The sequence below is a fragment of the Listeria cossartiae subsp. cayugensis genome, from assembly GCF_014229095.1.
Classification (GTDB): domain Bacteria; phylum Bacillota; class Bacilli; order Lactobacillales; family Listeriaceae; genus Listeria; species Listeria cayugensis.
The window spans coordinates 1,147,532-1,173,156 of record NZ_JAARZC010000001.1 but is presented as its reverse complement, the minus strand read 5'-3'; the positions used below and the strand labels follow the sequence as shown (position 1 = coordinate 1,173,156).

Genomic DNA, 25,625 nt, shown 5'->3' with positions numbered 1-25,625 from the left:
AATATGTTAAACTGACTAATGGACAACGAAGCCAATTTTAAGTGCAAGGAATTGATGAAAATGATAAATACGAACCAATCGAGTAATGAGCGTTCAGCGGTATATATCCATATTCCGTTTTGCGAACATATTTGCTATTACTGCGATTTCAATAAAGTATTCTTAGAAGGACAACCTGTCGACGAATACGTAGATTTACTAATAAAAGAAATGAAACTCACAGCCGCAAAAGGAGCAATCGCACCAGTGGATACAGTTTTTGTTGGCGGAGGAACACCTACGACCTTAAACGAAGCGCAAATTGCCAGACTTTGTACAGCAATCCAAGAAATATTACCACTCAAAAAAGATATCGAATTTTCTTTCGAAGCAAATCCCGGGGATCTCTCGCTATCTAAATTACAAGCAATGCAAGATCACGGCGTTAACCGCATTAGTATGGGCGTTCAAAGCTTTAACAACGAACTACTCAAAAAAATCGGCCGGATTCATACGGTGAAAGACGTCTACCAATCCGTCGAAAATATGCGCAAAATCGGTTTCGAAAACGTGAGCATTGATTTAATCTTTAGCTTACCCGGACAAACAGAAGCAGATTTCAAAGACACATTAAAACAAGCGCTCGACTTAGATTTACCCCATTATTCCGCATATTCGCTCATTATCGAACCAAAAACGATTTTCTACAACCTAATGCAAAAAGGAAAACTCATCCTTCCCGGTCAAGACGCCGAAGCAAATATGTACGACTTATTGCTGAATGAAATGGAAAAGCACGATCGCAAACAATATGAAATTAGTAATTTTGCCAAAGAAGGCTTCCAAAGCAAACACAATATTACTTACTGGAGCAACGAACATTACTACGGATTCGGCGCTGGCGCACATGGCTATGTTGGCGACACACGTTACAGCAATTTCGGACCAATCAAAAAATACATGGAACCCTTACAAGAAAACAAACTACCAACATTCCAACAAAAAGAACTTACGCTAAAAGAAAAAATGGAAGAAGAAATGTTCTTAGGTCTTAGGAAAGTAGACGGCGTCAACAAAAACCACTTTAAGCAAAAATTCGGCCAAGATTTAGACGCCACTTTTGCTAATGCCATTCAAAAAACAATGGCAAAAGGCTGGCTCGAAAATAATGAAGAAAATGTGGCACTTACAAGAAGCGGAAGATTTTTAGGGAATAATGTTTTCCAAGAATTTCTTTAAAACCGCATCATTTGACCTTTTTTGACCAAACAATCCTACTTTAGTCTGAAATCGAGTGTTTTCGGTTGACTAAGGTGGAATTGTTTGGTAAATTTATACTTGTATTTAGCACTTGACGTTATGGAGTGCTAAAAGAGGTGATTGCTATGTTAACAGAAAGACAACTTTTGATTTTCCGTGCCATCATCGATCATTTCACTTGGACTATTCAGCCGGTTGGATCAAAGAATTTGCTGAAAGAAAAAGGTTTGCCTTATAGTTCCGCGACTATCCGTAATGAGATGGGTGTCCTCGAAGAATACGGCTTTATTGAAAAGACGCATTCCTCGTCCGGACGAGTTCCTTCTGAGAAAGGGTACCGCTTCTATGTCGATTATTTACTCCAGCCCAAAAAGCTCGATAAATCCGACAGGCAAATGATTCGTTCTTTCTTTTCAGAGAATTACTACGAAATGGAAGGACTTATCCAAAATTCAGCTTTAATGTTATCCGATTTAACCAATTACACGTCCATCTTGCTTGGTCCTGAAGCGACGAAAAATCATTTAAGTGGCTTTAGATTTGTACCAATAAATAATTTTCAAGCAATGCTCATTTTAATTACCGATCAAGGGCATGTTGATAATCATCTCGTGACCATACCTGAGGGCTCAACGCTTTCCGATATCGAACGAATGGTCAACATTTTAAATGAACGGTTGATAGGACTTTCGCTTGATGATTTAAAAGTACAAATACCTATGGAAGTAAAAGAACTACTTGGTAAACATGTCAGAAACTACGAAAGTTTTATGCATGTATTCTCGGATTCTTTTGCCCAAGCAAGTCAGCAAAAAGTGTATTTTGGCGGAAAAACAAATATCCTGAACCAACCAGAATTTCATGATATTAATAAAGTCCGTGAGATGCTTCATTTGATGGAAGAAGAACAAGATGTGTATGAATTGTTTAGGGATATTCCCGATGGCCTCCAAGTGAAAATTGGCCGTGAAAACAATAATAGTCTAATGGAAGATTGTAGTATCATTACAGCGACGTATAATATTGCTGGCGAACGCGTTGGCGGTATCGTACTCCTAGGTCCAACAAGAATGGAATACAGTAGGATGATGGGACTTGTTGATGTAATGAGTCGAGATTTAACCGATGTGTTAACCAAACTTTATCGTGATAACCAAAATTAGGAAGGCTGAAAAAGCACAAGTTTTTTCAGGAGGTGGCTAAAGTGTCTGAGAAAAAGAATAAAAAAGAAAGACTAGCTGATGAAATCGAACAAGAAGAATTGAACATTTTAGATGAATCAGAAGAAACAGTTGAAGAAGAAGCTCCGGCCGATACTTTAACCGAAGAACAAACGAAGATTTTAGAACTTGAAAACAAACTAGATGAAGTGGAAAATCGCTACCTTCGTATGCAAGCGGACTTCGAAAACGTCAAAAAAAGACATATCGCAGACCGTGATGCTAGTCAGAAATATCGTTCGCAAAGCCTAGCGCAAGATTTACTTCCTGCACTAGATAGTTTTGAAAAAGCACTTGCAACGACTTCTGACCATGAAGAAGTGAAGCAAATTTTAAAAGGAATGGAAATGGTGTACAACCAAATTCTTGTTGCTTTTGAAAAAGAAGGTATTGAAGTTATTCCGGCTGTCGGCGAACAATTTGACCCGAATTTCCATCAAGCCGTTATGCAAGACAGTGACGAAAATGCAGAAAGTAACGAAATCACTGCCGAACTTCAAAAAGGTTATAAATTAAAAGATCGGGTTATTCGCCCATCAATGGTAAAAGTAAATCAATAAAAAATAATTACTGAATAACAGGAGGAAATAACAATGAGCAAAATTATCGGTATTGACTTAGGAACAACAAACTCTGCAGTAGCAGTATTAGAAGGCGGAGAAGCTAAAATCATCCCTAACCCAGAAGGTGCACGTACAACACCTTCCGTAGTTGGTTTCAAAAACGGCGAACGCCAAGTAGGTGAAGTAGCAAAACGTGCTGCTATCACAAACCCAAACACAGTAAGTTCTATTAAACGTCACATGGGGACTAACTACAAAGAATCAGTAGAAGGAAAAGACTACTCTCCACAAGAAATCAGTGCAATCATTTTGCAATACCTAAAAAGCTATGCAGAAGATTACCTTGGCGAAACTGTGGATAAAGCAGTTATCACTGTCCCAGCTTATTTCAACGATGCACAACGTCAAGCTACAAAAGATGCTGGTAAAATCGCTGGACTTGAAGTAGAACGTATCATTAACGAACCAACAGCGGCAGCACTTGCTTACGGTATGGATAAAACAGAAACAGACCAAACAATTTTAGTATTTGACCTTGGTGGCGGTACTTTTGACGTATCTATCCTTGAACTAGGTGACGGCGTATTTGAAGTACATTCTACTGCCGGCGACAACGAACTAGGTGGAGATGACTTTGACAAAAAAATTATCGACTATCTAGTAGCTGAATTCAAAAAAGACAATGGCATTGATTTAAGCCAAGACAAAATGGCGCTTCAACGTTTGAAAGATGCAGCTGAAAAAGCGAAAAAAGATCTTTCTGGCGTAACAAGCACACAAATCTCCTTACCATTTATCACAGCTGGAGAAGCTGGTCCACTTCACTTAGAAGTAACCCTTACTCGTGCTAAATTTGATGAATTAACACATGACTTAGTTGAACGTACTATTGCGCCAACTCGTCAAGCATTAAAAGATGCAAACCTTTCTGCAAGTGATATTGACCAAGTTATTTTAGTTGGTGGATCTACTCGTATTCCTGCAGTTCAAGAAACAATCAAAAAAGAATTAGGCAAAGAGCCACATAAAGGTGTAAACCCAGATGAAGTTGTAGCAATGGGTGCTGCAATTCAAGGTGGCGTAATCACTGGTGATGTAAAAGACGTTGTACTACTTGACGTAACCCCATTATCCCTTGGTATCGAAACAATGGGTGGCGTTATGACTACACTAATCGAACGTAACACAACAATTCCAACATCTAAATCTCAAACATTCTCTACAGCAGCTGATAACCAACCAGCCGTAGATATTCATGTACTTCAAGGTGAACGTCCAATGGCAAAAGACAACAAAACATTAGGTCGTTTCCAATTAGCGGATATTCCAGCAGCACCACGCGGTATTCCACAAATCGAAGTATCATTTGATATCGACAAAAATGGTATCGTAACTGTTCGCGCGAAAGATCTTGGAACTGGTAAAGAACAAAACATCGTTATTAAATCTTCTTCAGGTTTAACAGACGAAGAAATTGAAAAAATGGTTCAAGATGCAGAAGCTAATGCTGAAGAAGATAAAAAGAACAAAGAAAACGCAGAACTTCGCAACAACGCTGACCAACTAGTATTCACTGTAGATAAAACATTGAAAGAACTAGAAGGCAAAGTAGACGAAGAAGAAGTGAAAAAAGCAGAAGCTGCTCGCGACGAATTACAAGAAGCGCTTAAAGGTGAAGATTTCGAAGCTATCAAAGAAAAAACAGAAAGCTTAAACGAAATCGTTCAAAACCTATCTGTTAAATTATACGAACAAGCTGCAGCAGAACAACAAGCAGCTGGCGGTGCAGAAGGTCAAGAAGCTCCTCAAAACGACGACATCGTAGACGCTGAATTTGAAGAAGTAAATGACGACGACAAAGAAAATAAATAATCTTTTTAACAGGTAAGGATAATGAGTCAAAGTCTACTGTGGCTTTGGCTTTTTATCTGAAATAAAGTTTTTACAACATCTCTTTCAAATGTTACAATACGTTAGGACTATAAAAATCTATCATGGACAGGAGTGATGGCGGATGGCAAAACGAGATTACTATGAAGTGCTTGGTATTTCCAAAAGCGCCTCAGCGGACGAAATAAAAAAAGCTTACCGGAAACTGTCCAAACAGTATCATCCGGACATAAATAAAGAAGCAGGCGCTGATGAAAAATTCAAAGAAATATCAGAGGCTTATGAAGCATTAAGTGACCCACAAAAACGTGCACAATATGACCAATACGGACATGTAGATCCAAACCAAGGCTTCGGCGGCGGTGCTGGAGGCGGTTTTGGTGGTGGCGGATTCTCCGGATTTGAAGATATCTTTGATACGTTCTTCGGTGGCGGTGGACGTCAACAAGATCCAAACGCACCAAGACAAGGTAGCGATTTACAATATACGATGCGTCTTAAATTTAAAGAAGCCGTTTTTGGTAAAGATGCAGAAATCGAAATTCCTCGTGAAGAAAACTGTGATACGTGTCATGGTTCTGGCGCGAAACCAGGAACTACACCTGAAAAATGTAGCCATTGTGGTGGGAAAGGTTCTATTAACGTGGAACAAAACACCCCATTCGGCCGCGTAGTTAATAAACGCACATGCCAATACTGTAATGGTACTGGTAAAGAAATTAAAGAAAAATGTGCTACATGTCATGGTAAAGGCCGCGTAACAAAAACAAAAAAAATCAAAGTGAAAGTTCCAGCTGGTGTTAATGATGGCCAACAAATGCGCGTATCTGGCGAAGGGGAAGCTGGCATTAATGGCGGACCTAACGGCGATTTATATGTGGTATTTGTCGTTATTCCAGATGAATTTTTCGAACGTGAAGCAGATGACATTTATGTAGAAGTCCCAATCACATTCGTACAAGCAACTTTAGGCGACGAAATTGACGTTCCAACTGTTCACGGTAAAGTTCGCTTGAAAATTCCGAGTGGTACTCAAACAGGAACAACTTTCCGCTTACGTGGCAAAGGCGTTCCGCATCTTCGTGGCAACGGAACAGGTGATCAACACGTCATCGTCAAAGTAATCGTTCCGAAAAAACTAGATGATAAACAAAAAGAAATCTTACGTGAATTTGCTTCCACTACAGGAGACAAAGTAGATGAGCAAACATCCGGATTTTTTGACAAAATGAAACGAGCTTTTAAAGGCGATTGATGAACGTAGAGGTCGATAGTTGTGCGAGAAGCAACCATCGACCTTTTCTACATACTAAAGGAGTGTTAAAAAATGGAATGGTCAGAAGTAGAAGTCCATACAACAAATGAAGCAGTAGAGCCAGTGGCAAATGTTTTAACAGAATTTGGCGCAGCCGGCGTATCAATTGAAGATGTAGCTGACTTTTTGCGTGAACGCGAAGATAAATTTGGTGAAATTTACGCACTTAAACGCGAAGATTATCCAAAAGAAGGCGTAATCATTAAAGCGTATTTTTTAAAAACAACCGAATTCGTGGAGCAAATCCCAGAAATCGAACAAACCTTGAAAAACCTCACAACTTTTGATATCCCATTAGGTAAATTTCAGTTTGTTGTGAATGATGTCGATGATGAAGAATGGGCTACTGCTTGGAAAAAATACTATCATCCGGTTCAAATCACCGACAGAATTACAATCGTGCCTAGCTGGGAAACCTACGAAGCATCCGCGAACGAAATAATCATTGAACTGGATCCAGGAATGGCTTTTGGTACAGGAACGCATCCGACTACCCAACTATGTATTCGCGCTTTAAGTGACTATTTGCAACCAGGGGATGATATCATTGATGTCGGAACCGGCTCAGGCGTATTAAGTATTGCCAGCGCCAAATTAGGTGCTAAGTCTATCTTAGCAACGGATCTCGACGAAATTGCCACTCGTGCAGCCGAAGAAAATATTCAGCTGAACAAAACAGAACATATCATTACCGTTAAACAAAACAATCTACTTCAAGATATTAATAAAACAAACGTTGATATCGTAGTCGCAAACATTTTAGCAGAGGTTATTTTACTTTTCCCTGACGATGTTTATGCGGCACTAAAACCAGGCGGAATTTTCATCGCTTCCGGAATTATTGAAGATAAAGCAAAAGTAGTAGAAGAAGCGCTGAAAAATGCTGGACTTATTATCGAAAAAATCGAGCAACAAGGGGACTGGGTTGCGATTATTTCCAAACGAGGAGTGGAATAAATGCAACGTTATTTCGTAACAAACGAACTCGAAAACGATAACGATACAATCAGCATAACAGGAGAAAATTTTCATCATATGGTTCGTGTCATGCGAATGAAAGAATCCGATCAAGTTTTCATCGCTTTCCCAAGTAAAAAAACGTGTATCGCCGCGATAACTGCCATTAATGACGAGGAAGTGCTATTAAATCTCGTTAAATGGTTGGAGGAAAATACGGAGTTGCCAATTGAAATTACGATTGCGAGTGGCCTCCCGAAAGGTGATAAACTAGAACTGATTATCCAAAAAGCCACCGAACTAGGCGCGCATCAATTTATTCCTTTCAAAGCCGAACGTTCTGTAGTGAAGTGGGATGAAAAAAAAGTCATTAAAAAAATCGAACGTCTGCAGAAAATTGCGCAAGAAGCAGCCGAACAATCACATCGGACAATCGTACCAGAAGTGCATTATGCTGCTAGCTTTAAAGAATTAATGTTCGACCATGTTCATTATGACTACGTGATTGCTGCTTATGAAGAAAGTGCCAGAGAAGGCGAGGTTAGCGCGCTTGCCAGTTTATTCCAAACTATTAAGCCCGGACATTCTGTTTTATGCATTTTTGGACCAGAAGGCGGCATTAGCGAAAAAGAGCTTGTTCTTCTTCAAGAAGTGAATGCACAACTCGCTGGACTAGGCCCAAGAATTTTAAGAACAGAAACTGCTCCGCTCTATGTTTTATCCGCAGCTTCGTTCTATTTTGACCTTTATAAAAATAAAAACGAATAACATTTCAAAGTTTTATGCGAAAGTTAACGATTTCATGTTGACGATGCCCGATGTTTCGTATATAATTTTTAATGAGTGAATGCTTATCTGCATTACTTCAGAATAATTCATAATTTATTTTCCGTTATGTCCTATTCTGGAACTTAAATGAAGGATTTAAGTGAGTGCATGTAAGTGCCGGAGGGAGGGAAAGAGAGATGTCAAAAACAGTAGTTCGTAAAAACGAATCGCTTGAAGATGCTCTTCGTCGCTTTAAACGTACTGTTTCCAAAAGTGGAACTTTGCAAGAATCCAGAAAGCGCGAATTTTATGAAAAACCAAGCGTAAAACGTAAGAAAAAATCCGAAGCAGCAAGAAAACGCAAATTCTAATTAAAAGGCGATGATTTCGTTGACACTGCTTGACAAGTTAAATGAAGATATGAAACAAGCGATGCGCGATAAAGAGAAAGAAAAACTTTCCGTTATTCGTATGTTAAAAGCAGCTTTACAAAACGAAGCAATTCACCAAGGTGTGAAAGATCTTACTCCGGATGATGAAGTAACCGTGATTTCCCGCGAACTCAAACAACGCAGAGATTCTCTAGCAGAGTTTGACAAAGCTGGACGTAGCGACCTTTCTGATAAAGTCCGTTCCGAGATTGTCATTGTGGAGGACTACGCGCCAAAACAATTGACTCCTGAAGAGCTTGAGAATATTGTGAAAGCAACTATCGAAGAAGTTGGCGCATCTAGTAAAGCTGATTTCGGCAAAGTAATGTCCGCAATTATGCCTAAAGTAAAAGGCAAAGCTGACGGCGGTGCTGTTAACCAATTCGTAAAAAAATATCTTTCATAAACTAATTCAAACTAGTTTTGAAACATTAAGAAACAGGGTTCCTTCGTATTTTATGGAGGAAATCCTGTTTTTTTATGCTTATTTTTACTCGATTTGCGTAGTTGCTATCGCTTCGTTTTTCAAGCAAGGCAATTTCGTGTATAATATAACTAATCAAGGCACTTATAACAGGTGAAGGGGTTAGCCAATGCTAAATGAATTTAATGAAGTAGTCGAATTATCTGATGACACAAATATTCAAGATTTATTCGGCAATAATAATAAGAATATCGAACTTTTAGAAGAATTACTTCAAGTAAAAATTATCACACGGGGAGAATCATTATCTATCACAGGAGAAGAAGAACCTGTACAACATACGACAGCCGTCTTAAACGAACTTATTCTAACCGTAAAACGCGGTATTCATATTGACGGTCGTGATATCGCTCAAGCAGTCAAAATGCAAAGAAACGGCACATTAATCTACTTCCACACACTATTTGAAGAAGAAATCACGAAGAACGCTAAAGGGATGCCTATTCGCCCTAAAACATTCGGTCAAAGAACCTATATTCAAATGATCAAAAAACACGACATCGTTTTCGGTGTTGGCCCAGCTGGTACTGGTAAAACATATCTTGCAGTGGTTATGGCAGTAGACGCATGGAAAAAAGGAAATGTCAGCAAAATCATCTTAACAAGACCTGCCGTTGAAGCTGGAGAAAGCTTAGGATTTCTACCAGGAGACCTAAAAGAAAAAGTAGATCCTTATTTACGACCTGTATACGATGCGCTATACGATATTTTCGGCACAGAGCATACAACAAGGTTAATGGACCGCGGCGTCATTGAAATAGCTCCTCTGGCTTATATGAGAGGACGTACACTAGATCATGCTTTTGTCATCCTAGACGAAGCGCAGAATACGACCATCGCACAAATGAAAATGTTTTTAACACGCCTTGGCTATGATTCTAAAATGATTGTCAATGGCGATATGACGCAAATTGACTTACCAAAAGGCGCAAACAGTGGCCTTGTAAACGCAGAACAAGTTTTAAAAGACGTCAAAGATATCGGTTTTGTTTATTTTGAACATCATGATGTAGTCAGACACCCATTAGTTGCTGAAATAATTAAAGCTTACGAAGGGAAACAAAATTAGAAAGGAGACTAAGATGTGAAACTACCTAAGAAATGGAGAAATTGGTACATCGAAAGTGGAAAGAAATACCTTTTTCCGCTGCTCCTTGTTTGTTTTGCTGTTATAGCGTATTTTCTCGTTTGCCAAATGACGAAACCGGAATCATACAATGTTAAATTATTCCAAGTTGCTGAAAAAACAATTCGTTCACCGCAAACCGTAGAAGATACACAAAAAACGAAAGAAGAACGGACCAAAGCAAGCGATGCCGTAGAAGATGTCTATGTGTACAATCGCGAAACTGGTCAAAATCGAGTAGCTCTTATCCAAAGTGTATTCGCCTATGTAAATGAAGTAAATGCAGAGGCCGAAGATAACGACACAAAAAACAAAGAAAAAGCCACAAAAGAGGATAAACCTGCTCCCGCTCCAACGACAACAGAAACGAAACTAAAAAACTTAAAAGATAAATTATCCAACAATGTATCAGAAAAAATAACCTCTAACATATCCGATGAAGTACTTACAACTTTAATCGAAGCGAAAAATAAAGATTTTAACATCATGGAAGATGTCGTAACAACCGAAGTGGCCAAAACCATGGAGAACAAAATCCGTGATGAGAATCTAAATTCCGTTAAAATTAGAGCACGCGATGATATCGAACTATCTGCTATACCTTCTTATTACAAAAGCGTATCAAAAGCCTTAGTCTCTTATGCAATCGTACCCAACGAAATTTATAATGAAGAGCAAACCGACGCTAGACGCAAAGAAGCAGCGCAATCGGTTGTTCCTGTGAAAATTTTACAAGGGCAAGTTATTGTACAAGAAGGCCAAATTGTTGACAGAGAAAATTACCGTCAGTTAAAAATGCTGCATCTACTTGATCAAAAAATGCCTGTAAAACAATACGCCGGTTTTGCGATTTTCATTATTGCGCTAGCAGCAATCTTGTTTCTTTATACGAAAAAGCAGACGCAACCTAAAGCGAAAAAAATGCAAACGATGCTGATTTTCTCTTCTGTATACGTTGTTTCGCTATTCATGCTTTTAATTATTTTATTCTTAGAAACGCAAAATATCAGTAATATTGCTTTCCTATTCCCGGCAGCATTTGCACCGATGATACTAAAAATATTACTGAACGAAAAATATGCCTTTCTGAGTGTTATTTTTATCGCTGTCACAAGCTTGTTAACCTTTCAAAATGACGCGAATAGTGGCATAACTGTGTTTATCTTACTAAGCGGTATGACAAGTGTTGTAGCATTGCGTGATTACAGCAGACGTTCAGCTATTATGTTTTCAGGGTTTATGGTTGGCTTAATAAATATAGTTTATGTATTACTATTGTTATTCATAAACAACAGCTCGCTATTGCAAGTTTCTACGTTAATGGCAATCGGTTACGCCTTTTTAGGTGGGTTTGGTGCCTTTATTCTCGGCGTTGGAGTTATTCCGTTATTTGAGACAATTTTCGGCTTATTAACTACTAGTCGTTTAGTAGAACTAGCCAATCCAAACCATCCATTACTGAAAAAAATTCTAATGAAAGCGCCTGGTACGTATCATCACAGTATGATGGTAGCCAATTTGGCAGAAGCATGTGCTGATAAAATTGGCGCAAATAGTTTACTTGTTCGGGTTGGGTGTTTTTATCACGATATTGGTAAAACATTAAGACCACCGTATTTTGTAGAAAATCAATTACAAGGAATTAATCCGCATGATAGGCTGACACCAGAACAAAGTCGTGATATAATTCTCTCGCATACAAAAGATGGTGCAGAGATTTTAAAAGAGAACCACATGCCACAACCAATTATTGATATCGCATTACAACATCACGGTACTACTTTGCTTAAATATTTCTATTTTAAAGCAAAAGAGACAAATCCGGATGTAAAAGAAGCAGACTATCGTTATAGCGGACCAAAACCACAAACGAAAGAAATTGCGATTATCAATATTTCTGATAGTGTGGAGGCTGCGGTGCGTTCTTCCAAAGAACCAACGATGGCAAAAATAACAGAAATTATTGACGGAATTATTAAAGATCGCTTCCTAGATGGGCAGTTTACAGAGTGTGATATTACGATTAGAGAAATTAGAATTATTCGTGACACATTAATCGCCACATTAAATGGAATATATCATCAACGAATTCAATATCCTGATGACAAAGATTGAAATAGGGAGGACACAAGATGACGGTCTTAGAGATTGATTTACTGGATGAGACAAATAAGCTACCTGACGAAGATAAAGAACTAGTGGAAAATATTCTACAATTTGCTGCTGGTTATTTAAAAATCGAACAAGGGACAGAACTTTCGCTTACTTTTACAACAAATGAAGGGATTCGTGAAATTAACCGGGAATACCGTGACAAAGATCAAGCAACCGATGTTATTTCTTTCGCTTTGGAAGAAATGGGCGACGGGGAAACAGAGATTGATTGGGGCGAGTTTGAGCTTGAAACACCTCGCATGCTTGGTGATATTATCATCTCCACTGAAAAAGCAGAAGAACAAGCCAAAGATTACGGACATACAAAAGCAAGAGAATTAGGATTCTTAGCAGTTCACGGATTGCTGCATTTGCTTGGGTATGATCATATGGAGCCTGACGAAGAAAAAGTAATGTTCGGCTTACAAAAAGAAGTGTTGGATGCTTATGGACTTGAAAGATAGAAAATATAAACGCAGTAAAAATTATGCAGAATCTTTTCGTCATGCTTTTACTGGGCTAAAAACGGCTTTTTTAGAAGAACGAAATATGCGATTCCATACATTTGCAGCCCTTGCTGTTGTTATTTGCGGCTTTTTCTTCCATGTCACTAAATCAGAGTGGACGTTATTAATCCTATCTATTTTTGGTGTGTTAATACTAGAAATGGTCAATACAGCAATTGAACGAGCGGTGGATGTAGCGACAGAGCAGTATATTGATGAAGCGAAGAAAGCGAAGGATGTTGCTGCAGGTGCGGTATTACTAGCCGCATTTGTTGCTAGTTTTATCGGACTAATTATATTCATACCATACTTTTGCCAGATGTTTTTATAAAAAGAAGGGATTGTGACTTGGTAAATGAAAGAAAATAATTTTATCTCACTCGCTAAACAAGCAAGAGAATTTGCGTATGTTCCTTACTCGAAATTCCCAGTAGGAGCAGCTCTTGTTACGACGGACGATGAGGTCGTACTTGGTTGTAATATCGAAAATGCATCATTCGGATTAACAAACTGTGCAGAACGAACAGCTATTTTTAAAGCTGTATCAGAAGGAAAACGAGATTTCAAGCAACTAGTTGTCGTAGCGGATACAGATGGCCCAGTTTCACCATGTGGGGCATGCAGACAAGTCATCAGTGAGTTTTGCGCACCAGATATGCCAGTAATTTTAACAAACTTAACAGGAAAAACAGCGACGGTAACAGTGAAAGAACTTTTACCAGGCGCATTCACATCGGAGGATATGTTATGAGCGAACCATTTAAATCAGGATTTGTAGCTATTGTTGGGCGACCTAATGTCGGGAAATCAACTTTATTAAATCATATTATCGGTCAAAAAATTGCAATCATGAGTGATAAAGCCCAAACTACAAGAAATAAAGTACAAGGGGTATACACGACAGAAGAGTCACAAATTGTTTTTATCGATACACCAGGAATACATAAACCAAAACATAAACTAGGCGATTTCATGGTGAAAATCGCATTAAATACGTTCCAAGAAGTAGACTTAATTTATTTTGTAATCGACGCATCTACTGGATTTGGTCGCGGCGATGAATTTATCATCGAAAAACTAAAAAATGTTCAAACACCTGTTTTTCTTTTGATCAACAAAATCGACTTGATTGCACCAGAAGATTTGTTCAAATTAATTGAACAGTATCGCGAGTTGATGGATTTTGAAGAAATTATTCCTATCTCAGCGCTCCAAGGAAATAACGTGCCTAACTTATTAGAGCAAACAAATGCTAATTTAGAAATCGGCCCAATGTATTATCCAAAAGACCAAATTACGGACCATCCAGAACGATTCATTATTTCCGAACTAATTCGTGAACAAGTTTTACAATTAACGAGGGAAGAAGTTCCACATTCGGTTGCCGTCGTTATCGAAGGAATCGAAAAAAATCCTAAAACAGAAAAACTTACTATCAATGCAACAATTATTGTCGAAAGAAGTACACAAAAGGGCATTATCATTGGTAAACAAGGTCAAATGCTTAAACAAATCGGCATGCGTGCTAGAAAAGAAATTGAAAGCTTACTCGGCTCTAAAGTATTTTTAGAAATTTGGGTGAAAGTTCAAAAAAATTGGCGCGACAAAGAACATTATTTACAAGACTACGGTTTCGACCGCGAAGAGTATTAAAAAAAGCATCTGGTACACAACTTTGATTGTGTGCCAGATGCTTTTACTTATTCGGCTGTTTGTTCAGTCCAGTTATAGTTATCATATTCTACGTCATAAGGACCTGAGTTGAATACTTCATAGTATAGTGTTAATTCTTTTGATTCACCAGCTTGAATTTCACCAGAGAAAGCGTCTTCTGTAATTTGTTGTCCGTAATCGTCATCTGTATTGTCATACAACGAAACGTCTTCAGAAAAGAACTCAATTGGATCAGAGCTTGTGTTTTCAAATTTCACTTTTACTTTATAAATTTCATAACCTTCTTTTTTCTGGGAAAGTTCTGGTTTGGAAATAGTAACTGTGCTACCATTTTCAATCGTTACAGCTTCATTAAAGTTTACATCTGTGTAGTCATCATAATAATCTTCATCATAGTCTTCCTCGAAGTTACTAGTGTTTGTATCTTCGCCGGATTCATAATTATAAATAGAAAATGGGTTATTAGCTAATGTAGACAGTGATGCTGTCACTACGTTTAGACCAGCTAATAATACGAAGAAGCCAATTCCAAATGATAATCCAGCAACAATAATTCCTGCCCATCTTTCTTTTCTTACAATAAGCAAAATAATTCCCACAACAACACCTATGAATGTGAGTGTAAATAAGCTGATAAGTAATATAAGTAACATATCCATAGTTTAAAAAATCCTTTCTTTTCATGCCTTTTTCTCTATTTTACAATAGGTAGGCGCGGAAAGATAGCAAAAAATTTAAAAAGACATAAACATAAAGAAAATGTTATAATAAAGCGTATGAAAAAGGAGGCTTACCACATGGAAAAATGCGAAGGAATCGTGATACGGCAAACAAGTTACCGTGAATCAGATAAAATTGTCCGAATGTATACACGTGAATTCGGGAAAATTGGTGTGGTAGCTCGTGGTGCAAAAAAAACCAAAAGCAGATTAGCCGCAGTAACTCAATTATTTACAAATGGTTATTTTACTTTTTTTGGTGGAAATGGTCTTGGGACGCTTCAACAAGGCGAAGTGATAGAAAACTTTTCTTCTATACAACAAGATATTTTTATGACGGCTTATGCGACTTATGTTTGCGAACTGCTAGATAAAGCGACAGAAGAACGCCAATCCAATCCATACTTATATGAACTAACTTTTCAAATTTTGCGTGATATTGATGAAGGGTATGATCCGCAAATCCTTACTCAAATTTATGAAATGAAGATGTTGCCGGTTCTTGGACTCTATCCAACCATGGATAAATGTGCTATTTGCGGTGAAACAACCGGACATTTTGATTTTTCGACGAGAAGTAATGGGATTATTTGCCATCGTTGTTTTGATAGAGATCGTTACCGGATGCATTTGCCAGAAAATGTGGTCAAGCTTTTACGATTATTCTTCATTTTCCAATTAGATCGATTAGGCAACATCGATGTCAAACCAGAAACAAAACAATGGCTCCAAAAAGCAATCGATACTTACTACGACGAATATTCCGGTTTATATTTAAAAAGCAGGAAATTCTTACGTGATATGGATAAATGGGAAAATATGTTAAAAAAAGAGAGCGACGATTGACTTTTTAGCAAAAATACAGTATCTTTTAATATATCAACTAATAGGTACGTTGAAGGAAAATAGTAACAAAAAGCTCTGTTTTTTAGCGAGTTCGGGTTTGGTGCAAGCCGGATATTTAACTTTTTGTGAAGGCGTTCTGGAGTACAGCGAAATCAAGGTGGGAATTATTTCAATTCCAAATAGGGTGGAACCGCGAGCTAACTCTCGTCCCTATATGCTTTAAATCAGCATATAGGGACGAGAGTTTTTATATTGGCTGAATTATTTTGGAGGTGGAAGCAATGAATTTACAAACAATGATTAGAACGTTGCAAGATTATTGGTCCGAGCAAGGTTGTATTATGTTGCAATCGTATGATGTGGAAAAAGGTGCCGGCACAATGAGTCCGTATACTTTCTTAAAAGCAATTGGTCCAGAACCGTGGAAAGCAGGTTACGTAGAGCCATCTCGTCGTCCAGCTGATGGTCGTTACGGAGAAAATCCAAACAGATTATTCCAACATCACCAATTTCAAGTCGTGATGAAGCCTTCTCCTGACAATATTCAAGAGCTTTATCTTGGTTCTTTAGAAAAATTAGGAATTAATCCATTAGAACATGATATCCGTTTTGTAGAAGATAACTGGGAAAATCCATCACTTGGTTGTGCTGGTCTTGGTTGGGAAGTTTGGTTAGATGGTATGGAAATCACGCAATTCACTTATTTCCAACAAGTAGGTGGCTTAGAATGTTTCCCTGTCACTTCCGAAATCACTTACGGGGTAGAACGTTTAGCAAGTTATATTCAAGACAAAGAAAATGTGTTTGATTTAGAATGGACGGAAGGCATTAGCTACCGCGATATTTTCTTCCAAGCAGAATTCGAAAACTCCACATATGCCTTTGAAACTTCTAATACAGACATGTTGTTGTCTCTTTTTGACACATACGAAAGAGAAGCAACACGCCAAATGCAAGACGGACTCGTTTTCCCAGCGTATGATTACGTATTGAAATGTTCGCATACATTTAACCTTTTAGATGCTCGTGGTGTTGTCTCCGTAACGGAACGCGCGCAGTATATTGGTCGAATCAGAAACTTAGCAAGACGTATCGCGAAAACTTTTTATGAATCACGAGAAAAATTGGGCTTCCCATTACTCAAAGAAGAGGGAGGAAAACGTCATGAGTAAAGACTTTTTATTAGAAATTGGTTTAGAAGAAATGCCCGCACAATATGTGACTAGTTCTGTTGCGCAATTAGAAAAACGGGTAACTGACTGGTTAAATGAGAATAAAATCGAATATGGCGCAGTTAAAACCTATTCGACACCAAGACGTTTAACTGTTCTTGTTGAAGCAATGGCAGAAGAACAAGCTAATCGCGTGGAAGAAGCAAAAGGTCCAGCGAAAAAAATTGCTTTGGACGAAGAAGGCAATTGGTCAAAAGCGGCATTAGGTTTCGCTAAAAGCCAAAAAGTTGATCCAGCTGATCTTACTTTCCGTGACATTAAAGGCGTTGAATATATCTACATTAAAAAAGAAGTGATTGGCGAAAAAACAACCGCGTTACTTCCAAGCTTAGAAAAAGTAGTAACAAGTATGACTTTCCCAGTAAGCATGCATTGGGGTAGCAATGATTTACGCTACATCCGTCCAATCAAGTGGCTTATCGCGATGTTCGGTGAAGAAATCATTCCATTTGAGATTACTGGTGTGTCAACAAGTAATACATCACGCGGGCACCGTTTCTTAGGAGGAACAGCTACGATTAAACAACCGAGCGACTATCCAAATGCCTTATTAGAACAATTTGTAGTCGTTAATGCCGAAGAACGTAAACAAGCTATCGCAGAACAATTACGCGAACTAGAATCAATGGAAAACTGGCAAATTAAAGAGGATGCTGATTTGCTAGAAGAAGTTACAAACCTTGTCGAATATCCAACTGTTTTAGCTGGGAATTTTGAAAAAGAATATTTGGAGCTACCAGAAGAAGTTTTAATCACTACAATGAAAGAACACCAACGCTATTTCCCTGTTTTCAGCCAAGATGGAGAATTATTACCTCATTTTGTAACTGTGCGTAATGGTAACCACGAAAACCTGGAAACAGTAGCACGCGGAAACGAAAAAGTGTTGCGCGCTCGTTTATCTGATGCTGATTTCTTCTATCAAGAAGATTTAAAAATGACGATTGACCAAGCCGTAACTAAATTACAAAATATCGTTTTCCATGAAAAATTAGGCACATTAACAGAAAAAATGAAACGCGTTCAAAAAGTAGCGTTAATGCTTGCTGACTATTTAGAGTGGCAAGAAGAAGACAAACAAGACATTATCCGTCTAACTAATATTTATAAATTTGATTTAGTAACTAATATCGTCGGTGAATTTCCAGAACTACAAGGTTTAATGGGAGAAAAATATGCGTTGTTACAAGGGGAAAAACCTGCAATTGCAACCGCGATTCGTGAACATTATTTACCAAATTCAGCAGAAGGCGACTTACCGCAAACCGATTTAGGTTCGTTAATCGCGATTGCTGACAAATTAGAAACATTAATCGGTTTCTTCTGTGTCAATATTGTTCCAACAGGTTCCGCCGATCCATTCGGTTTACGCCGTAGCGCTTTTGGAGCAATGCGTATTATCCAAGCGAATGGTTGGGACATTCCAATGCTTGAAGTCATTTCTCGCATTGTTGATATGGAACGTGCAGAAGGTTCCGCAGAATTACCTGGTGCAGACGTGAAAAAAGAAGTACAGACTTTCTTAAAAAATCGTCTACGCGTGATTCTACAAGGCCATCACATTCGCCATGATATCATTGATGCTGTCATTGCCGGTGATCCAAACGTGATTCCACAACTAATCGACCGCGCACAAATTTTAAATGAACACGCTGAAGCTGAATGGTTCCGCCCAACAATTGAAGCACTTAGCCGTGTAGTGAAAATTTCTAAAAAATACGAAGATGGCGTGGAAGTAGATCCGGCGTTATTTGAAAATGAATACGAACAAGCTCTGTTTGATAAGTTAGAAAAACTGAAATTCGATTATGCCGGTTTAACTATTATCGAAAGACTAAAAGCATTTGCCGATTTACGTACAACCATTGATGCTTATTTTGACAATACATTAGTAATGAGCGACAACGCTGAATTGAAAAACAACCGTCTAGCATTATTATTCGAACTTGCAAGCTTTATTAAAGAATTTGCTCAAATGGACGAAATTAATGTAAAATAAAAGTAAGATTTTGAGCAAAGAGGAGGAAGTATGTATGACTCAACCAGCCGTATACGTGGTTTCCGATTCAACAGGAGAAACGGCCGAACTTGTGACAAGAGCAGCACTTAGTCAATTTGGTCAAACACCGAAATTTATTCATCGTTTTCACCACGTCGATTCTTCCCACATGATTGAAGAAATTGTCGACTTAGTGGCCGTAAATAACGGTATTATCGTCCATACGATTGTACTAGAAAGCGTTCGAGAAGAGCTAAACAAAACAGCTCAAGCTTTCGGTGTGCCGATTATTGACTTATTTGGTCCGCTTTTAAACCAGTTAGAGGAAACGTATAAAATCAAGCCACTTTCTGAACCTGGACGTGTTCGTTCGATGGATGAAGCGTATTTCACGAAAGTAGCAGCAATCGAATTTGCCGTTGAGAATGACGATGGACGTAATCCTAGAGGCATTTTGCAAGCAGATTATGTATTAATTGGTATTTCGCGAACATCAAAAACACCTTTATCACAATATTTAGCGCTTAAAGGCTTGAAAATCGTTAATATTCCTATCGTTCCGGAAGCACAAATTCCCGATGAACTTTTTGAAATTGATCCTAAGAAAATTATCGGTCTAAAAATCAGTAAGCAAAAATTAACGAAAATCAGACAAGAACGCTTAATTTCGATTGGTTTGCCTGGAGCTGGAACTTATGCAAGTAATCAACGTATTGATGAAGAGCTTGCGATTTTTAATAAATTAGCAAGTAAACTTAATTGTTTCGTCTTAGATGTGACAAATAAAGCCATTGAAGAGACCGCAAATGAGATTTTAATCCACATTGGTGAAATTGTTGATGAAAATTTAGAATTATAAGAAGGACTTTTGCTTTTTGTGGCGAATATATATATTATACGGGGAAATCTGCTTGTAAAAGTTAGTATCTTCCCGTATAATCTAATTTCGCTTATAAAAAAGCTAAATCTATGCATATTATTTTAAAAACGGGTGGGAAAACTCGTTTTTTAACGTGCCTTCATAGATTTTGAAGAGAGGATGGAATGTGTGCCACAAATTTTGGTTGATGCCGATGCTTGTCCAGTGAAAGCAGAAATAAAACAAGTAGCAAAAGAATTTCAATTAGAAGTCACTTTTGTCGCTTCGTTTAATCATTACTCTGTCAATACGAACGGAGAAAAGTGGATTTTTGTCGACACGGGAAAAGAATCAGCGGACATGCGAATGATGAATTTAGCCAAGAAAGGCGATATTATCGTAACACAAGATATTGGCTTAGCTAGCATTCTACTTGCAAAAGGCACATTTGTCTTTTCTAATCGCGGTGAACTTTACCGAGAAGAAGAAATGTCATTAATGTTAGATATTCGCTATAGACACGCTAAAGAAAGGCAACAAGGCAAATATAGCAAAGGTCCAAAAGCAATGAGTGATGCAGATCGCTCACTTTTCCAAGACCGATTGACGACATTTTTGCAAAATAAGTAAATAGGAGTTGACTGTCAACATGGCGCGGATTCCTGAAGAAGTAATTGATCAAGTCCGGAATCAAGCGGATATAGTCGATATAATTGGTAATTATGTCCAATTAAAAAAGCAGGGACGAAATTACTCTGGCTTATGTCCTTTCCACGGCGAAAAAACGCCATCATTTTCCGTATCACCAGAAAAACAGATTTTCCATTGTTTTGGTTGTGGTAAGGGAGGCAATGTTTTTTCTTTTCTGATGGAACATGATGGACTCACTTTTGTCGAATCGGTTAAAAAAGTAGCAGATATGAGCCATTTAGATGTGTCTATCGAGCTCCCAGAAGAGCGCGACACGAGTCATTTACCGAAAGAAACTTCTGAAACGGCAAAAATGGTCGAAATGCACCAACTGACTGCCAAACTCTATCATTATATTTTGATGGAAACAGAAGAAGGCGCAGCAGCATTAACCTATTTGAAAGAACGCGGTATGTCTGAACAAATGATGACCACCTTCCAAATTGGCTTTGCACCAAATCACCATGCAACGATTACTTCTTTTCTAGAAAAAAGAGGCATGGACTTGCAGATTGCTGGCATGGCCGGACTTTTATCCGAACGTGATGATGGCCAAATGGTTGACCGTTTTCGGAATCGAATTATGTTTCCCATTACGAATGATCGTGGTCAAATTATCGCTTTTTCTGGTCGCTTATTTGATCGTGATGACGGACCGAAGTATTTAAATAGTCCTGAAACGCCTATTTTTAATAAAAGACGGACGTTATTCCATTTTTCTGAGGCAAGACAGGCTATTCGAAAACAAGAAGAAATCACGCTCATGGAAGGTTTTATGGATGTTATTTCCGCAGAAGAAGCTGGTGTTCAAAATGCCGTTGCTTCGATGGGAACTAGCTTAACGGAAGAACATGCAGATTTAATCAAACGGCTCACTAATCGAGCTATTATCTGTTATGACGGTGACCGTGCTGGAATTGAAGCTGCCTACAAAGCAGGGACACTTCTAGTTGAACGGAATCGCTTAGATGTTTTTGTTCTACAACTCCCAGCCGGAAAAGATCCCGATGACTTCATTAGAGCAAGTGGTGCAGAAAAATTCAAGGAAATCTACAAGCAACAACGAATGACTTGGACTGCTTTTAAAATCCACTATTTGCGCAAAGAACGTAATTTGCAAAATGAAACAGATCAAATCGCCTATATTGACGATTGCCTGCGTGAAATTGCGAAACTGGATCAAGCGGTAGAGCGAGAACTATACTTAAAGCAGCTAGCAGATGAATTCGAATTAACTATCGAAACATTAAAACAACAATTACAGCAATCACTAAAAAATAGTCAAAAATCACGACAAATGGCTAGTTATAATGAACCACCAATAGATGATTCTTTTATGGGGATGATGCCGCAAGAAGATACAGAAATGCTATTTTCTTTTGAGCAACCAACACAACAAAAATTATCTGCCCATACAATTTCAGAGCAACAGCTAATGAAAGCAATGATGGAAAGCCGAGATAATTTCCTTTTAATTAAGCAACTTCTCGGCGACACAACGTTTTACCATGATAATTACGAAGCACTTTATACCTACCTCATTGGTTATTTTGCGGAAGGTAATGATGCGGATCCAACGAAATTCATGGATAGTGTTCCAGATGCTGCGATGAAAGGACTTATTAGTAGCCTAGAAATGGTTATTAGTCCAGATGAACAAGGTAAACCCCAGTTTGAAGACTATATTAGAAGTCTAAAACGGTATAAATTAGAACAAAAGAAAAAAGAACTTGAGCAAGAATTAGCGACGTACAATCGTGAAAACGACAACGAAAATGAAATTCGCGTCATGCTCGAAATCGTCCAACTCAACCGTCAATTAAACAGCGGCCAATTGGATTAATAACGTTTTAAAACCGCTAAATGATGGTATTATTACCTAAGAGAAGCCTTTTAATGAGGTTAGCGGCATTTTGGAAGGAGGAATACAGGCAGTTATGAGTGATAAAACAAAAAACACAAAACCAGTTGCTGAACTAAGCGTTGAGCAAGTAAAAGAAGCCCTGATAGAAGAAGGTAAGAAAAAGGGGATTTTAACTTATGCAAAAATCGCTGCCAGATTAGCTCCATTCACTTTAGATTCCGATCAAATGGATGAGTATTTAGAACATGTTGGTGAAGCAGGAATTGAAGTTTCTGACGATGCAGATGATGAAGATCCAGATGAAACAGAACTTGTAAAAGAAGAAACCGAATCCTTTGATTTAACAGATATGAGTGTACCACCAGGCGTAAAAATTAACGACCCTGTTCGCATGTATCTAAAAGAAATTGGTCGAGTAGACTTACTTACAGCAGATGAAGAAATTGCCTTAGCAAAACGTATCGAAGCTGGCGACATCGAAGCTAAAGGACGTCTTGCAGAAGCCAACCTACGCCTTGTTGTAAGTATTGCAAAACGTTATGTTGGTCGTGGGATGTTATTCCTTGATTTAATTCAAGAAGGTAACATGGGACTGATGAAAGCCGTTGAGAAATTCGACTTCAATAAAGGATTTAAATTCAGTACCTATGCAACGTGGTGGATTCGTCAAGCAATAACCCGTGCGATTGCGGACCAAGCAAGAACTATCCGTATTCCTGTGCATATGGTTGAAACAATCAACAAATTAATCCGTGTACAACGTTCCTTATTACAAGATTTAGGCCGCGATCCTTCACCAGAAGAAATCGGCGAAGAAATGGACTTACCAACAGAAAAAGTTCGGGAAATCCTAAAAATCGCACAAGAACCAGTTTCCCTTGAAACACCTATTGGTGAAGAAGACGATTCACATCTAGGCGATTTTATCGAAGACCAAGATGCGACTTCACCATCCGATCATGCAGCTTACGAATTACTAAAAGAACAATTAGAAGACGTGCTTGATACATTAACAGACCGTGAAGAAAATGTACTTCGCTTACGTTTTGGTCTAGATGATGGTCGTACACGCACTTTAGAAGAAGTTGGTCGTGTATTTGGTGTAACTCGTGAACGGATTCGTCAAATTGAAGCCAAAGCTTTACGTAAATTACGTCATCCAAGCCGCAGCAAACAATTGAAAGACTTCCTGGAATAATGCACAACCGGGCAGGAGGACAAACCGTTCTCCTGCCTTTTTAATGAAAATGAAAGTAGGGAACCAAATGAACGAAGAGCAACTATCGAAGCGACTCGAAAAAGTGGCTTCTTACATAACAAAAAATGAACGAATTGCAGATATTGGAAGCGATCATGCTTATTTACCATGTTTTGCAGTCAAAAACCAAACTGCTTCTTTTGCTATTGCTGGTGAAGTCGTTGACGGACCTTTTCAATCTGCCCAAAAACAAGTCCGTTCTTCTGGCTTAACGGAACAAATTGACGTTAGAAAAGGCAATGGTTTAGCTGTTATTGAAAAAGAAGATGCGATTGATACGATTGTCATTGCTGGTATGGGGGGCACATTAATACGTACTATTTTAGAAGAAGGCGCCGCAAAATTAAATGGTGTAACCAAACTAATTTTGCAACCTAATATTGCAGCGTGGCAACTGCGAGAATGGTCCGAACAAAACAACTGGCTTATTACATCCGAAGCCATTTTACGGGAAGATAATAAAATTTATGAAATTATAGTGTTAACGCCGTCTGAAAAACCGATTTCTTGGACGAAGCAAGAAATATTTTTCGGGCCATGCTTACTACAAGAACAAAGCGCTATTTTCAAAAGCAAATGGCGTCACGAAGCTAATACATGGCAAAATATCATTCAAACCATTTCTAACAATCAGCCGATTTCAACGGAAAACCAAGCGAAAATTCGCGAATTAGAACATAAAATCGCATTAGTAGAGGATGTGCTAAAATGAAAGTCGCAAATGGCTATGAATATACAGCGATAATGGAAAAAATCGCGCCTAAAAAGCTTGCAATGCAAGGCGATCCCATTGGTTTACAAGTAGGTGATTTATCCAAAAAAGTAAGAAAAATCATGTTTACTTTAGATGTGTTAGAAGAAGTGGTGGATGAAGCCATCGAAAAAAAGGTTGATTTAATTATCGCCCATCATCCATTCTTATATCGCCCAACCCAACACATTGATACAAGCACAAAACAAGGGAAAATGATTAAAAAATTAATCAAACATGATATCACCGTTTTTGCAGCACACACAAATCTCGACATCGCAGAAGGTGGTGTAAACGACATTCTGGCAGGATTACTCAATCTACAAGATACAACAATGATTGAAGAAACCTACACAGAACCATACTGCAAAATCGCTGTTTATGTACCAGAAAATGAACTAGAAAGCGTTCGTTTAGCACTAGTCAATAACGGCGCTGGCCAAATCGGAACTGCCTATTCGGAGTGTACGTTCCACACAACTGGTATCGGTTCCTTCAAACCAGGAGCAGACGCCAACCCAGCGATTGGTGAGAAAGAGCAGCTGACTTCCATTCCCGAAGTGAAAATAGAAGCAATTTTTCCGCAGTATTTAACAGAAACGATTACAAAGGCAGTGAAAATTGCGCATCCATATGAAGAACCTGCAATTGATGTCTATACGCTGGAAACGCAAACTTACAAAGAAGGGCTCGGTCGTGTCGGCACTTTACCGAAAAAACTCGGCATGGTTTCCTTTATTGATAAATTAAAAACTGCTTTCGCCATTGAAAATGTTCGTTTTATTGGTGATTTAAAAACAACAGTCAAAAAAGTAGCGATTATTGGTGGCGATGGAAATAAATTTATTCATCAAGCAAAAGCTACTGGTGCAGACGTTTTTATCACTGGAGATGTCTATTACCACACAGGGCATGATTTATTAGCGATCAACCTTCCAACGATTGATGCTGGCCATAATATCGAAAAAGTAATGAAGGGCTATCTGAAAACAAAAATGGAAGAACAAGCGAAAATTTTGGACTATGAAGCTGAATTTATTGTTTCTGAAGTAAATACAGATCCATTCCAATTTTGTTAAG

The 25,625-nt window shown here is 38.3% G+C and carries 25 protein-coding genes and 1 other annotated feature; of the genes, 24 read left to right on the top strand and 1 reads right to left on the bottom strand.

What is annotated here, in order from left to right; genetic code table 11:
- The first annotated feature begins 60 nt into the window (after positions 1–60).
- From hemW to era, 15 genes are all read left to right on the top strand, one after another.
- Positions 61–1,218 carry a radical SAM family heme chaperone HemW gene (gene hemW / locus HCB49_RS05930; protein WP_185604358.1) on the top strand — a complete coding sequence of 386 codons (1,158 nt, stop codon included), beginning with the start codon at positions 61–63 and terminating at the stop codon, positions 1,216–1,218.
- A gap of 146 nt (positions 1,219–1,364) precedes the next feature.
- Positions 1,365–2,402, top strand: coding sequence for a heat-inducible transcriptional repressor HrcA (gene hrcA, locus HCB49_RS05925; RefSeq protein ID WP_185391397.1), 1,038 nt, complete (start codon positions 1,365–1,367; stop codon positions 2,400–2,402).
- Positions 2,403–2,443: 41 nt separating this feature from the next.
- The gene (grpE, locus tag HCB49_RS05920; protein ID WP_185479882.1) at positions 2,444–3,019 is read left to right on the top strand and encodes a nucleotide exchange factor GrpE; all 576 of its coding nucleotides are present in this window, start codon (positions 2,444–2,446) and stop codon (positions 3,017–3,019) included.
- Between the two features lie 33 nt (positions 3,020–3,052).
- On the top strand, positions 3,053–4,894 hold the full coding sequence (gene dnaK / locus HCB49_RS05915) for a molecular chaperone DnaK (protein ID WP_185604357.1): 1,842 nt from the start codon (positions 3,053–3,055) through the stop codon (positions 4,892–4,894).
- A 142-nt stretch (positions 4,895–5,036) separates the two neighbouring features.
- Positions 5,037–6,167, top strand: coding sequence for a molecular chaperone DnaJ (dnaJ, locus tag HCB49_RS05910; protein WP_008947846.1), 1,131 nt, complete (start codon positions 5,037–5,039; stop codon positions 6,165–6,167).
- 72 nt (positions 6,168–6,239) lie between these two features.
- On the top strand, positions 6,240–7,184 hold the full coding sequence (gene prmA, locus HCB49_RS05905; RefSeq protein ID WP_185604356.1) for a 50S ribosomal protein L11 methyltransferase: 945 nt from the start codon (positions 6,240–6,242) through the stop codon (positions 7,182–7,184).
- Positions 7,185–7,952, top strand: coding sequence for a 16S rRNA (uracil(1498)-N(3))-methyltransferase (locus tag HCB49_RS05900; protein WP_185604355.1), 768 nt, complete (start codon positions 7,185–7,187; stop codon positions 7,950–7,952). It abuts the gene before it with no gap.
- Positions 7,953–8,149: 197 nt separating this feature from the next.
- Entirely contained in the window at positions 8,150–8,323 is a 174-nt protein-coding gene (rpsU, locus tag HCB49_RS05895) for a 30S ribosomal protein S21 (RefSeq protein ID WP_003719762.1), read from the top strand.
- A 19-nt stretch (positions 8,324–8,342) separates the two neighbouring features.
- Entirely contained in the window at positions 8,343–8,789 is a 447-nt protein-coding gene (locus tag HCB49_RS05890) for a GatB/YqeY domain-containing protein (RefSeq protein WP_003736634.1), read from the top strand.
- Between the two features lie 187 nt (positions 8,790–8,976).
- Positions 8,977–9,936 carry a PhoH family protein gene (locus HCB49_RS05885; RefSeq protein WP_185604354.1) on the top strand — a complete coding sequence of 320 codons (960 nt, stop codon included), beginning with the start codon at positions 8,977–8,979 and terminating at the stop codon, positions 9,934–9,936.
- 15 nt (positions 9,937–9,951) lie between these two features.
- The gene (gene pgpH / locus HCB49_RS05880) at positions 9,952–12,108 is read left to right on the top strand and encodes a cyclic-di-AMP phosphodiesterase PgpH (protein WP_185604353.1); all 2,157 of its coding nucleotides are present in this window, start codon (positions 9,952–9,954) and stop codon (positions 12,106–12,108) included.
- Positions 12,109–12,125: 17 nt separating this feature from the next.
- Positions 12,126–12,611 carry an rRNA maturation RNase YbeY gene (ybeY, locus tag HCB49_RS05875; protein ID WP_185604352.1) on the top strand — a complete coding sequence of 162 codons (486 nt, stop codon included), beginning with the start codon at positions 12,126–12,128 and terminating at the stop codon, positions 12,609–12,611.
- On the top strand, positions 12,589–12,984 hold the full coding sequence (locus HCB49_RS05870) for a diacylglycerol kinase family protein (protein ID WP_185391389.1): 396 nt from the start codon (positions 12,589–12,591) through the stop codon (positions 12,982–12,984). The genes ybeY and HCB49_RS05870 overlap by 23 nt, the downstream gene beginning before the upstream one ends.
- 24 nt (positions 12,985–13,008) lie before the next feature.
- Positions 13,009–13,404 carry a cytidine deaminase gene (locus HCB49_RS05865; protein WP_008947839.1) on the top strand — a complete coding sequence of 132 codons (396 nt, stop codon included), beginning with the start codon at positions 13,009–13,011 and terminating at the stop codon, positions 13,402–13,404.
- Entirely contained in the window at positions 13,401–14,306 is a 906-nt protein-coding gene (gene era, locus HCB49_RS05860; protein ID WP_185479887.1) for a GTPase Era, read from the top strand. Before HCB49_RS05865 ends, era begins: the two co-directional genes overlap by 4 nt.
- Before the next feature lie 47 nt (positions 14,307–14,353).
- On the opposite strand, the gene HCB49_RS05855 is transcribed toward era, so the two are convergent.
- Positions 14,354–14,986 (bottom strand): DUF4352 domain-containing protein, encoded by a 633-nt coding sequence (locus tag HCB49_RS05855; RefSeq protein WP_185604351.1) that lies wholly within the window; start codon positions 14,984–14,986, stop codon positions 14,354–14,356.
- Between the two features lie 138 nt (positions 14,987–15,124).
- On the opposite strand from HCB49_RS05855, the gene recO reads away from it, so the two are divergent.
- The 9 genes from recO to HCB49_RS05810 all read left to right on the top strand — a co-directional run bounded on the left by recO (position 15,125) and on the right by HCB49_RS05810 (position 25,624).
- Complete coding sequence (gene recO / locus HCB49_RS05850; RefSeq protein WP_185604350.1) at positions 15,125–15,892, top strand: DNA repair protein RecO; 768 nt, start codon at positions 15,125–15,127, stop codon at positions 15,890–15,892.
- A gap of 40 nt (positions 15,893–15,932) precedes the next feature.
- Positions 15,933–16,107 (top strand) — a binding site (T-box leader).
- Positions 16,108–16,173: 66 nt separating this feature from the next.
- Positions 16,174–17,064 carry a glycine--tRNA ligase subunit alpha gene (gene glyQ / locus HCB49_RS05845; RefSeq protein ID WP_008947835.1) on the top strand — a complete coding sequence of 297 codons (891 nt, stop codon included), beginning with the start codon at positions 16,174–16,176 and terminating at the stop codon, positions 17,062–17,064.
- The gene (glyS, locus tag HCB49_RS05840; RefSeq protein WP_185604349.1) at positions 17,057–19,123 is read left to right on the top strand and encodes a glycine--tRNA ligase subunit beta; all 2,067 of its coding nucleotides are present in this window, start codon (positions 17,057–17,059) and stop codon (positions 19,121–19,123) included. Before glyQ ends, glyS begins: the two co-directional genes overlap by 8 nt.
- Before the next feature lie 34 nt (positions 19,124–19,157).
- The gene (locus HCB49_RS05835; protein ID WP_003730433.1) at positions 19,158–19,982 is read left to right on the top strand and encodes a pyruvate, water dikinase regulatory protein; all 825 of its coding nucleotides are present in this window, start codon (positions 19,158–19,160) and stop codon (positions 19,980–19,982) included.
- A 189-nt stretch (positions 19,983–20,171) separates the two neighbouring features.
- A complete protein-coding gene (locus HCB49_RS05830; protein ID WP_185479889.1) occupies positions 20,172–20,612 on the top strand; it encodes a YaiI/YqxD family protein in 441 nt (146 codons plus the stop codon).
- A gap of 19 nt (positions 20,613–20,631) precedes the next feature.
- Positions 20,632–22,515 carry a DNA primase gene (gene dnaG / locus HCB49_RS05825; protein WP_185604348.1) on the top strand — a complete coding sequence of 628 codons (1,884 nt, stop codon included), beginning with the start codon at positions 20,632–20,634 and terminating at the stop codon, positions 22,513–22,515.
- A 94-nt stretch (positions 22,516–22,609) separates the two neighbouring features.
- Positions 22,610–23,734 (top strand): RNA polymerase sigma factor RpoD, encoded by a 1,125-nt coding sequence (rpoD, locus tag HCB49_RS05820; protein WP_003721960.1) that lies wholly within the window; start codon positions 22,610–22,612, stop codon positions 23,732–23,734.
- A gap of 67 nt (positions 23,735–23,801) precedes the next feature.
- On the top strand, positions 23,802–24,506 hold the full coding sequence (locus tag HCB49_RS05815; RefSeq protein WP_185604347.1) for a tRNA (adenine(22)-N(1))-methyltransferase: 705 nt from the start codon (positions 23,802–23,804) through the stop codon (positions 24,504–24,506).
- Positions 24,503–25,624 carry a Nif3-like dinuclear metal center hexameric protein gene (locus tag HCB49_RS05810; RefSeq protein WP_185604346.1) on the top strand — a complete coding sequence of 374 codons (1,122 nt, stop codon included), beginning with the start codon at positions 24,503–24,505 and terminating at the stop codon, positions 25,622–25,624. The genes HCB49_RS05815 and HCB49_RS05810 overlap by 4 nt, the downstream gene beginning before the upstream one ends.
- Position 25,625: the final 1 nt, after the last annotated feature.

What these genes read in the sequence shown, in the direction of transcription:
- hemW (WP_185604358.1), top strand. Translation starts at nt 61, where the DNA reads ATGATAAATACGAACCAATCGAGTAATGAGCGTTCAGCGGTATATATC.
- hrcA (WP_185391397.1), top strand. Translation starts at nt 1,365, where the DNA reads ATGTTAACAGAAAGACAACTTTTGATTTTCCGTGCCATCATCGATCAT.
- dnaK (WP_185604357.1), top strand. Translation starts at nt 3,053, where the DNA reads ATGAGCAAAATTATCGGTATTGACTTAGGAACAACAAACTCTGCAGTA.
- dnaJ (WP_008947846.1), top strand. Translation starts at nt 5,037, where the DNA reads ATGGCAAAACGAGATTACTATGAAGTGCTTGGTATTTCCAAAAGCGCC.
- prmA (WP_185604356.1), top strand. Translation starts at nt 6,240, where the DNA reads ATGGAATGGTCAGAAGTAGAAGTCCATACAACAAATGAAGCAGTAGAG.
- HCB49_RS05900 (WP_185604355.1), top strand. Translation starts at nt 7,185, where the DNA reads ATGCAACGTTATTTCGTAACAAACGAACTCGAAAACGATAACGATACA.
- rpsU (WP_003719762.1), top strand. Translation starts at nt 8,150, where the DNA reads ATGTCAAAAACAGTAGTTCGTAAAAACGAATCGCTTGAAGATGCTCTT.
- HCB49_RS05885 (WP_185604354.1), top strand. Translation starts at nt 8,977, where the DNA reads ATGCTAAATGAATTTAATGAAGTAGTCGAATTATCTGATGACACAAAT.
- ybeY (WP_185604352.1), top strand. Translation starts at nt 12,126, where the DNA reads ATGACGGTCTTAGAGATTGATTTACTGGATGAGACAAATAAGCTACCT.
- HCB49_RS05870 (WP_185391389.1), top strand. Translation starts at nt 12,589, where the DNA reads ATGCTTATGGACTTGAAAGATAGAAAATATAAACGCAGTAAAAATTAT.
- HCB49_RS05865 (WP_008947839.1), top strand. Translation starts at nt 13,009, where the DNA reads ATGAAAGAAAATAATTTTATCTCACTCGCTAAACAAGCAAGAGAATTT.
- era (WP_185479887.1), top strand. Translation starts at nt 13,401, where the DNA reads ATGAGCGAACCATTTAAATCAGGATTTGTAGCTATTGTTGGGCGACCT.
- HCB49_RS05855 (WP_185604351.1), bottom strand. Translation starts at nt 14,986, where the DNA reads ATGGATATGTTACTTATATTACTTATCAGCTTATTTACACTCACATTC.
- recO (WP_185604350.1), top strand. Translation starts at nt 15,125, where the DNA reads ATGGAAAAATGCGAAGGAATCGTGATACGGCAAACAAGTTACCGTGAA.
- glyQ (WP_008947835.1), top strand. Translation starts at nt 16,174, where the DNA reads ATGAATTTACAAACAATGATTAGAACGTTGCAAGATTATTGGTCCGAG.
- glyS (WP_185604349.1), top strand. Translation starts at nt 17,057, where the DNA reads ATGAGTAAAGACTTTTTATTAGAAATTGGTTTAGAAGAAATGCCCGCA.
- HCB49_RS05835 (WP_003730433.1), top strand. Translation starts at nt 19,158, where the DNA reads ATGACTCAACCAGCCGTATACGTGGTTTCCGATTCAACAGGAGAAACG.
- dnaG (WP_185604348.1), top strand. Translation starts at nt 20,632, where the DNA reads ATGGCGCGGATTCCTGAAGAAGTAATTGATCAAGTCCGGAATCAAGCG.
- rpoD (WP_003721960.1), top strand. Translation starts at nt 22,610, where the DNA reads ATGAGTGATAAAACAAAAAACACAAAACCAGTTGCTGAACTAAGCGTT.
- HCB49_RS05815 (WP_185604347.1), top strand. Translation starts at nt 23,802, where the DNA reads ATGAACGAAGAGCAACTATCGAAGCGACTCGAAAAAGTGGCTTCTTAC.
- HCB49_RS05810 (WP_185604346.1), top strand. Translation starts at nt 24,503, where the DNA reads ATGAAAGTCGCAAATGGCTATGAATATACAGCGATAATGGAAAAAATC.